The sequence below is a fragment of the Bradyrhizobium sp. genome, assembly GCF_030693485.1.
In the GTDB taxonomy this organism is placed as follows: domain Bacteria; phylum Pseudomonadota; class Alphaproteobacteria; order Rhizobiales; family Xanthobacteraceae; genus Bradyrhizobium.
In genome coordinates, this window is the sequence record NZ_JAUYAN010000315.1 from 1 (window position 1) to 8,580 (window position 8,580).

The window sequence follows — 8,580 nt, forward strand, 5'->3', positions numbered from 1 at the left end:
AACAGCACGTCGACGATCTCTTCGAAATTGAACAGCCAGAACGGCAGCTTCAGATTGCGCGGATTGAGCACCAGCGCGCGGTCGCCGAAGCAGCGGCCATATTCGTTGTGAACGTCGAGCAGGAAGACCCGCAGATTGGGCCGCGATTTCAGGATTTCGTTCAGCAGCAGCGATACGCCGCTGGATTTGCCGACGCCGGTGGAGCCCAGCACGGCAAAATGCTTGGAGAGCATTTCCTCGACATCGACATAGGCGATGACGGAGGAATCCTGCTGCAGGGTGCCGACATTGATCTGGTCCGATCCGGTCGGGGCATAGACCGTGCGCAGTTCCTGGTTGGTGATCAGGTCGACGGCATCGCCGATGGTCGGATAATTGGTGACGCCGCGCTGGAATTTGGGCCGCTCCGGACCGCCCAGGATTTCGCCGAGCAGGTCGACCCCGGCGCTGGCGATGTAGGCGTCGGAGGAGGGCAGGTCCTCGCAGGTCACGTCGGTGATCATGGCGACGATGGTGGAATTGGCGCAGCGGATGCTGACGAAGCGGCCGACGGTCGCCCGCACCGCCGAGAGGCCCATTTGGCTTGCTGCCAGCAACCCGACGCGCGCGAGGGATCCGCGCACCGAAATCACACGTCCGAAGGATGTCACAGTGAATGTACCTGGCATGTCATGAGTTTGGACCGGAATTCACTATGGCGGCGGGGGCTGGAGAAACGGTTAAATGCGGACAATTCGAGGCCCGCTGTATCCGCGGCATCCTGGTCAGGATTCCCGCTGTTGAGCCGTCCCGCACGCCCGCATTGGCGGGTTTGGCCCGAAAATCGCGGGTTTTGCGCTGAGTCCAGGGGTTTCGGCGGCGCAGCGCCCTTAATCTATTGTTTACCATGGCAGGAAGAGGCCCCCCAAAACGCGCGTCACTGCCGAATGGCCGGCAATCCCGGAGCGCGTCGGCTGCAGTCGGCTCGCGCATGCCTGGTGCGATTGACACAGACGATGGCAACGCTACCCTGCATACAATTTCCGGGAAGTGATTTCCGCCGCAGGGAAATCGGCTTTTCCGGACTAACAAGAAACAAGGCAGGGTGGAACGCGATGAACCGCGGCACCGGGATTTGAGCGAGTTCGCGCGACCTTCCGCGCTGGCACCCTTCCGTATCCGAAATTACCGTTTCCAGTGGCCCGCCGACCTGCTCACCTCCTGGGCGTTCGAGATGGAGACGCTGATTCTCGGCTGGTATGTGCTGGTCGAGACCGGATCGGTATTGCTGCTGACGGTGTTCGCGTCGCTCAGTTTCGTCGGCACCCTGATCGCCCCGATGTTCGGCGTGGTCGGCGACCGCATCGGCCACCGCGACCTGCTGGCGATGATGCGGGCGTTTTATGCAGCGCAGGCGGCCATCCTGATGACGCTGGCGCTGACCGGCCTGTTGAATCCAGTCTACGTCCTCATCGTCGTGGCTGTCATGGGGCTGGTGCGGCCGTCGGACCTCGGCGTGCGCGGCGCGCTGGTCGCCACCATCATGCCGCACGACCAGCTGATCGGGGCGATCAGCATTTCCAGGACCACGATGGATACCGCGAAGTTCGCGGGCGCGCTGAGCGGCGCCGGGCTGTTCGCGGCCCTCGGCATGGGGCCGGCCTATATCGCGATCGTCGCCCTCTATCTCCTCTCCACGCTGCTGGGCCTGCGCGTCGTGGCGCCTTCCAAACCGCATCCGGCCGGCGAGCTGATCGACGGCGCGCCGCTACGCTCGACGCTGCGCGACTTGAAGGAAGGCGTCGCCTATGTCTGGACCACGCCGCGAATGCGGGCGGCGATCTGGGTCGCGTTCCTCGTCAACCTCACCGCCTATCCCCTGTCCAACGGCCTCTTGCCCTACGTCGCACGCGACATCTATGGCACCGACCAGACCGGGCTCGGCTATCTCGCGGCCAGCTTTGCGCTGGGCTCGCTGGTAGGCTCCATTGCGCTGAGCTTGATCGGCGGCATCCGGGTGGCGCGGCTGATGATCGGCTCCACCATGGCGTGGTTCGCGACGTTGCTGGTATTCGCGCAACTGCAGAGCATGCCGGCCGCGCTGGTCTGCCTGATGCTGGCGGGCTTCATGCAGAGCCTCGCCATGATCGCGGTCGCGGTCATCCTGATGCGCGCGGCGAGCGAGCATCTGCGCGGCCGGGTGATGGGCGTGCGCATGCTCGCGATCTACAGCCTGCCGCTGGGTCTTTTGGCCGCCGGCAGCCTGATCGGCGAAATCGGCTTTGCCGCCACCGCCTCGCTCTACGCCGCCGCAGGTCTGGCGCTGATGCTGGCGATCGTGCTGCACTGGCGCGCGGATCTGTGGAACGTGCACGCGCCGGCCAATGCGAGGTAGCCGACGAACCGGAGGCTGACTGAGATGACGATGCGCCTGCGCACCTTGCTCGGTGACCATCCCGGCGCTTTGGCGCTGAAGGATAGGGTGGCTGGGGAACTAGGATTCGAACCTAGACAAACAGAGTCAGAGTCTGTTGTGCTACCGTTACACCATTCCCCAATAACTTCAGATACTTAAGGTTAGCTCTGGCAGTTCCGGCGACGGATCGGGCAGAACCCTCCGAAGCGTGCGTCCTTCTACCCGCTAGGTCCGGGCCTTGGCAAGCGCGCGGCGATGCGCTTGGTGCGAGGGGGGGGGCGGCCATTTTGAGGCGCGGCCCGCGGCGCAGACAGGTCGGTCAGCCCATGAGCGTGAATTTCGAGGAACTGGATTTCCGCCCGACGCCGATGGGGGTGCTCAGCCTGCGCCGCCGCAGGCTGCCGGGCACCGAGACCGACATCTACGAAATCAAGCTCGGCGACGAGTATCTGATGTCGAGCCGGTTTACCGTCGCCGAGATCGAACTGGCGCGGCTGGGCCTGGCGGCGCTGCTTCGTGCGGATCTCGACGTCGTGGTCGGCGGCCTCGGGCTTGGCTACACCGCGCAGGCCGCGCTGGAAAACCCGGCCGTGCGATCGCTGATCGTGGTCGACGCGCTGGCCGAGGTTATCGAATGGCACGAGCAGGGGCTGATTCCGCTCGGCAAGCGACTGACCGGCGATCCGCGCTGCCGCCTGGTCAATGGCAACTTCTTTGCGATGTCGGGCTCGGCCGAGGGCTTCGATCCCGAGACACCGGGGCGCCGCTTCGATGCGGTGCTGGTCGACATCGATCACTCGCCGCGAAATCTTCTGCATCCGCGCCACGCCGCACTGTATGAGCGCGAGGGGCTCGAGAGCCTGGCCGAGCATCTCAATCCCGGCGGCGTGTTCGCGCTGTGGTCGAACGACCCTCCGGATACGGCGTTCAGCGCGGCGCTGGCGGCGGTCTTTGCAACATCGGACGCGCATGTCGTGAATTTCGATAGTTCGTTCGGGGATCGCGACGCCAGCAACACCGTCTATATCGGGGTCAAGGCCGGTCTGCCGTAAAGGAAAATGGCGGATTAACCGCCGTTGCGATGACAGGGAGTATTGCATGAGCAGAGGCAGCAACGGGTCGTTTGGCGGCACCATCGGCAAGACCATCGCGGGCTCGAAACCCTGGTGGCCGGATGCGCCGAAACCGCCAGCCGGCGCCCCCAACATCCTGGTGGTGCTGTTCGACGACGTCGGTTTTTCCGATTTCGGCTGTTACGGCTCGCCGATCAGGACGCCGACCATCGACGCCATCGCGGCCGAAGGCCTGCGTTATTCCGGCTTCCACACCACCGCGATGTGCTCGACCACGCGCGCAGCACTTCTGACCGGACGCAATCACCATTCCGTCGGCGTCGGCTGCCTCGCCAATTTCGACTCCGGCTATCCCGGCTATCGCGGCAAGATCGCGCGCGAGGCGGGCACGCTGGCGGAAATGCTGCGGGCGCATGCCTATCGCAACTACATGGTGGGCAAATGGCATGTCACGCCGCTGACGGAAAGTGGCGCCACCGGGCCGTTCGACGGCTGGCCGCTCGGCCGCGGTTTCGACCGCTTCTACGGCTTCCTCGACGCCGAGACCGATCAGTTCGCGCCGGAACTGGTCTCCGACAACACCCACATCGATCCGCCAGGCAGCCATGCCGACGGTTATCATCTGACCTCGGATCTGGTCGACCAGTCGATCCGCTTCATTGCCGATCACATCGCCGATCGGCCCGATCTGCCGTGGCTGACCTGGGTCGCGCTCGGCGCCTGTCACGCGCCGCATCAGGCGCCTGCCGACATCATCAAGAGCTACGACCAGACCTTCGCGCACGGCTGGGACATCGAGCGCGAGCAGCGCATGGCGCGGCAGATGGCGATTGGGATCGTGCCGCGGGGAACGCGAATGCCCGCGCGCAATGACGGCGTCAAGGCGTGGGAGGAGCACAGCGCGGACGAGCGGCGCCTGTTTACGCGGCTGCAATCGGCATTTGCCGGCATGCTCGATCACGCCGACCGGCATCTGGCGCGGCTGATCGGGTTTCTCGACACCGCCGGCATTCGCGACAACACGCTGATCCTTGTGTTGTCCGACAATGGCGCGAGCCAGGAGGGCGGGCCGTTCGGTTTCGTCAACGCGATGGGACCGTACAATTTCCGTCCCGAGCCGATCGCGGAGAAAGTGCGGCGGATCGACGACATCGGCGGGCCTGACTCGCACAGCAACTTTCCGCATGGCTGGGCGATGGCGTCGAACACGCCGCTGCGCCGCTACAAGCAGAACACCCATGGCGGCGGCATCCGCGATCCTTTCGTGATGTCGTGGCCGCGGCGCATCGCGGCCAAGGGCGAGCTCCGTCACCAGTTCGTGCATGCCAGCGATCTGGTGCCGACCTTGCTCGACCTGATCGGGATCACCGCGCCGCCGGTGATCGGCGGAGTTGCGCAAATGCCGATCGAGGGCGAAAGTTTTGCCCGCTCCATCACGGACGCGTCGGCGCCATCGAAACCGTCGTCGCAATATTTCGAAATGTTCGGGCATCGCGGGCTCTGGCACGGCGGCTGGAAGGCGGTCTCCTATCACCCGCCGGGCACCCCGTTCGAGAACGACACATGGGAGCTGTTTCACCTCGACGGCGATTTTTCCGAGGTCGATGACCTCGCCGCAAAGCAGCCCGAGCAGCTGGCTGAAATGATCAGGCTGTGGTGGAGCGAGGCGGAGAAACACAACGTGCTGCCGCTCGACGACCGCTTCGCGGCGCGCTTTGCCGAGAACGCCGCGCGTTTCCAGGGCGCGCGCAACCATTTCGTGTTTCACGCGGGCATGGGGCATGTGCCGACCGACGTCGCCCCCGACGTGCGCAGCCGCAGCTACACCATCGAAGCTCATGTCGAGATCGAAGCCGCCGGCGCCGAGGGCGTGCTGATCGCGCATGGCGACGCCACCTCGGGCTACAGCCTCTATATCAAGGACGGCTTTCTGGTTCATGACCTCAATATCGGAGGAGGACACGAGATCGTCCGTTCGAGCCGCCAGGTTCCGACAGGCGCGCACCGGCTCGGCGTCCATGTCGAGCGCGTGGTGCGGGAAGCCGCGCCGGCCAAGGGCTCGCGTACCGGCGTCAGCGCCTACACGCTGCTGATCGACGGTGAGCCCGTGGGATCGCTGCAGACGCCGCAGGGATTCAACAATTTCATCTCGTGGTCCGGCCTCGACATCGGCCGCGACCGCTCCAGCCCGGTGTCGCATTACGAGGCGCCGTTCGAGTTCACCGGCCGGCTGCTGCGCGTGACGGTCGCCATGCACAACGACCAGAAGCTCGACGGTGATGGCGTCGGCAACGCGGAGATGGCGAGGCAGTGAGCGGCCTACTTGATCCTGTCGTAAGCCGCGGCGAAATCGGTCAGCGGGATCGGGATGGTGATGTTCTCCTTGGCGAGATTCTGGAACGATACCTTGAGCTGCTTTCCCGATCTGAGAGCGGCCAGCAGATCGGGAGCGATCGGGGAGCCGGCATAGCAGCCCCGGTTTTCGCAGGTCTGGATCTGCAGCTCCGTCACCTTGCCGTCGTCGACCTGGATCTTCGCGCCTCCTGGCAAATTGAGCCCGAGCGGCAGCTGCACCAGCGCGACCGGCGCCCTGGTGTCGGCGGGCACGCGGATGTTGACGAGGACGATCAACTGCCCGGTCTTGCTCAGAACCGCGGTTTGCTCCATCGCGCATTCGAGCGGCGCGGCGCGGCTGGCGCTGGTGCATCGTGCGTTCCAGCCCTGTTGCGCAGCAGGGTCGGGCTCCGCCTGGGGCGTGGCTGGTGTCGGTGTCGCCACTGGTGCGGGCGTCGCGGCCTTCGATTTCGGGGCTTGCTGCGCGTGGCTGACACCGATCGATCCAGCAGCCAGGATGGCGATGCAGATCGCAGTCTTGAGGGACATTTTCACTGAATGGGCTCCGGAGGCATACATTCGGATGTGCCGCCGGAGGCCCAAAGTCAAGCCAGTCGCCGGCTTGTCGCGCGCGATCAATTGCGACGTCCAGATGGGGTGAAGCCTCTCGCGGTCGCCGGCAATGTAGGTTCATTCTAAACTGTATGGATCCCGCGTCTTTTTTTGGACTGCAGGGCATGGTACGGAATGCCCGTGCCTGCGGCCTGATCTTCGATCTCGGCACCGCGACCCAGGGCCTTTGCGAACGGCTGGGCGAGACGACCCTGAAACGGTCAAATTGACCGTATTGATCATCATTCGCCCGCTGCTGAGCCGAAATATGAAGATGTTCCCGTTTCGAACCGCCTTTGTCGTGACCTTCGCACTGGCGACGGCTTCGCTGCCGTCGCCCGGTCATGCGCAACAGAACGCGACACCTTCGGCTCTGCAGGTCCCGGTGCAGGCCGCGCCTCCGGCGCCTGCGACGACTGAGGCCGCCGCGATCCCCGCTGAGAGCAAATTGCTGAAGCCGATTGCCGCGGTGCCCGATATGTCGCCGTGGTCGATGTTCCAGTCGGCGGACGTGCTGGTCAAGGCCGTGATGGTCGGGCTCGCCTTCGCCTCGCTCGTGACCTGGACCATCTTCATCGCCAAGATGGTCGAGATGTCGCTGGCCCGCCGCAGGCTGCGCGCGGCGCTGCGCAAGATCGGCGAAGCGCGGTCGCTGGCTGAAGCGCAGTTCGCGCTCGGGGCCGGGGAGGGCGTGTTGCCGTCGCTGCTGGCAGCCGCCATGCGCGAGGCGCGGCTGTCGGCGGGAATTTCCAGCGACGCCGGCATCAAGGAACGCGCCGCCTCGAATTTTGCGGAGATCGTGCGCGCCGAAGCGCGGCGGATCCGGCTCGGCATGGGACTGCTGGCCACCATCGGCGCCACCTCGCCCTTCGTCGGACTGTTCGGCACCGTCTGGGGTATCATGAACAGTTTTATCGGCATCTCGAAATCGCAGACCACCAACCTCGCGGTGGTCGCCCCCGGCATCGCCGAGGCGCTGCTCGCGACCGCGCTCGGGCTGGTCGCGGCAATTCCGGCCGTGATCATCTACAACCATTTCGCGCGTGTGACGAAGGGCTACCTCGAACTGGTCGGCCGTGCCTCCGGCGCCTCGGCGCGGCTGTTGTCGCGCGACCTCGACCGCACCCATGTCACTTCTGCTGGCGGCGCGCGTTCGCGCGCGGCGGAGTAGGGGATGGCCGCTTCGCTCACCGACAACGATCCGCTCGACGACGACAATGATTTCGCGGAGAACCACGAGATCAACGTCACGCCGTTCATCGACGTCATCCTGGTGCTGCTGATCATCTTCATGGTGGCGGCGCCGCTGTCGACCGTCGATTTGCCGATCGACCTGCCGACCTCGACCGCGACGCCGCAGAAGAAGCCGGACAAGCCGACCTATGTCAGCATCAAGCCCGACCTCGCGGTGGCGATCGGCGAAAACCTGGTCAAGCGGGTCGATCTGGTGCGCTCGCTGGACGCGATGGCGGATGCGAGCAAGGACCGCTTTATCTTTTTGCGCGCCGATCGCGCGGTGCCCTATGGCGAGCTGATGGACGTGCTGGAACTGCTGCGCGCCGGCGGTTACTCGAAGATCAAGCTGGTGGCGCTGGAAGGCGTTGCCGGCAGCGCCGTGGCTTCTCCCGACAACCCGAAACCCTGAAGCGGGGACGACATCGAGATGTCCGGCCTCGAAACCGAACCCAGACCCTCTAGACGGCTGTGGGCCTTCGCCGCAGCGACCGCGCTCGCGCTGCATCTCGGTTGCGGCGCGCTGGCGATCGCGCATCTGCGGGAATCCGAAAGCGAGAACGATCTTGGCGCCAATGCGATCGAGGTCGGTCTCGAATTCGCGTCGCTGCGGCGCGAAGCTGCCGACCTGCCGGCGGGACCGGACACCGATGCCTCGGTGGCGTCGCCGGCGCTGGCCGAGCAGCAGGCCGAGGTCAAGGAAACCGAATTGCCGAAGGACATCCCGACCGAGACCGTCGAGGCCGAGCGCCTGGTGACGCCGAACGAGTCGAACAGGCCGAAGGAAGAGGACACCAAGATCGCCGCGGTGCAGACCCAGGCTTCCACCGAGTCGGTGGCCTCCGAAGCCACCGCCACGCCGAGCGCCGAAGCGATCCCGGAAGGCCCGCGTTCGGTGGCGCCCGCGCTCGGCAGCGGCGAGACCGCGCGGCG

At 65.2% G+C, this 8,580-nt stretch carries 7 protein-coding genes, 1 tRNA gene and 1 pseudogene; 6 read left to right on the forward strand and 3 right to left on the reverse strand.

Annotation, left to right across the window (positions count from 1 at the left end):
• Window positions 1–668, reverse strand: a 668-nt coding sequence (locus Q8N40_RS22910) for an ATP-binding protein (RefSeq protein ID WP_305713422.1), incomplete at its 3' end; no start/stop codon positions are given.
• A gap of 446 nt (window positions 669–1,114) precedes the next feature.
• On the opposite strand from Q8N40_RS22910, the gene Q8N40_RS22915 reads away from it, so the two are divergent.
• On the forward strand, window positions 1,115–2,374 hold the full coding sequence (locus Q8N40_RS22915; RefSeq protein ID WP_305713426.1) for an MFS transporter: 1,260 nt from the start codon (window positions 1,115–1,117) through the stop codon (window positions 2,372–2,374).
• An 88-nt stretch (window positions 2,375–2,462) separates the two neighbouring features.
• Here the strand turns inward: Q8N40_RS22915 and Q8N40_RS22920 are convergent.
• A tRNA-Gln gene (locus tag Q8N40_RS22920) sits at window positions 2,463–2,536 on the reverse strand.
• Between the two features lie 185 nt (window positions 2,537–2,721).
• Between Q8N40_RS22920 and Q8N40_RS22925 the strand changes: the two genes are divergently transcribed.
• Together Q8N40_RS22925 and Q8N40_RS22930 are read left to right on the forward strand one after the other, a co-directional pair.
• Window positions 2,722–3,447, forward strand: coding sequence for a spermidine synthase (locus Q8N40_RS22925; RefSeq protein ID WP_305713423.1), 726 nt, complete (start codon window positions 2,722–2,724; stop codon window positions 3,445–3,447).
• Window positions 3,448–3,493: 46 nt separating this feature from the next.
• Complete coding sequence (locus tag Q8N40_RS22930; RefSeq protein WP_305713424.1) at window positions 3,494–5,782, forward strand: arylsulfatase; 2,289 nt, start codon at window positions 3,494–3,496, stop codon at window positions 5,780–5,782.
• A gap of 5 nt (window positions 5,783–5,787) precedes the next feature.
• On the opposite strand, the gene Q8N40_RS22935 is transcribed toward Q8N40_RS22930, so the two are convergent.
• The gene (locus tag Q8N40_RS22935) at window positions 5,788–6,351 is read right to left on the reverse strand and encodes an invasion associated locus B family protein (protein WP_305713425.1); all 564 of its coding nucleotides are present in this window, start codon (window positions 6,349–6,351) and stop codon (window positions 5,788–5,790) included.
• Between the two features lie 331 nt (window positions 6,352–6,682).
• On the opposite strand from Q8N40_RS22935, the gene exbB reads away from it, so the two are divergent.
• From exbB to Q8N40_RS22955, 3 genes and pseudogenes are all read left to right on the forward strand, one after another.
• Complete coding sequence (gene exbB / locus Q8N40_RS22945) at window positions 6,683–7,585, forward strand: tonB-system energizer ExbB (RefSeq protein WP_305713427.1); 903 nt, start codon at window positions 6,683–6,685, stop codon at window positions 7,583–7,585.
• 3 nt (window positions 7,586–7,588) lie between these two features.
• Window positions 7,589–8,059, forward strand: a complete 471-nt coding sequence (exbD, locus tag Q8N40_RS22950; RefSeq protein WP_305319194.1) for a TonB system transport protein ExbD — start codon at window positions 7,589–7,591, stop codon at window positions 8,057–8,059.
• An 18-nt stretch (window positions 8,060–8,077) separates the two neighbouring features.
• Window positions 8,078–8,580: pseudogene (locus Q8N40_RS22955) on the forward strand (energy transducer TonB); the annotation flags it as partial.